The 564-nt window shown below is 40.6% G+C and carries 1 protein-coding gene; it reads left to right on the top strand.

The features are described 5' to 3' along the window. Nucleotide 1: 1 nt before the first annotated feature. The gene (rplC, locus tag QZ379_RS05240; protein WP_291559026.1) at nucleotides 2-541 is read left to right on the top strand and encodes a 50S ribosomal protein L3; all 540 of its coding nucleotides are present in this window, start codon (nucleotides 2-4) and stop codon (nucleotides 539-541) included. Nucleotides 542-564 lie beyond the last annotated feature (23 nt).

Below are 564 nucleotides of genomic sequence, written 5' to 3'. Positions count from 1 at the left end.
TATCGAAGCTGGTCCTTGTGTAGTTACTCAGATTAAGAGTGTAGAAAAAGATGGTTATGCTGCTGTTCAGGTAGGTTTCCAGGACAAAAAGGAAAAGCATACTACAAAACCTTTGATGGGACACTTTAAGAAAGCTGGTGTAACTCCAAAGAGACACTTGGTCGAGTTCAAAGATTTCTCAGAAGAATTGAATTTAGGTGACACTATCACTGTAGAGTTGTTCAATGATGCAACTTATGTTGACGTTATTGGTACTTCTAAAGGTAAGGGTTTCCAGGGTGTTGTAAAACGTCATGGATTTGGTGGTGTTGGACAGACTACTCACGGTCAGCACAACCGCGCTCGTAAACCGGGTTCTATCGGTGCTTGTTCTTACCCTGCAAAGGTATTCAAAGGAATGCGCATGGGTGGACACATGGGTGGTGACAGAGTGACTACTCACAACTTACAGGTATTAAAAGTTATCCCAGAACACAACCTTCTTCTTATCAAGGGTTCTGTTCCAGGTTACAAAGGTTCAATCGTAATAATTGAGAAATAATGGAAGTTAACGTATTAAATATT

It is taken from the genome of Bacteroides sp. (assembly GCF_019417265.1).
Classification (GTDB): Bacteria; Bacteroidota; Bacteroidia; order Bacteroidales; family Bacteroidaceae; genus Phocaeicola.
This window is presented reverse-complemented; position numbering and strand designations above follow the sequence as displayed.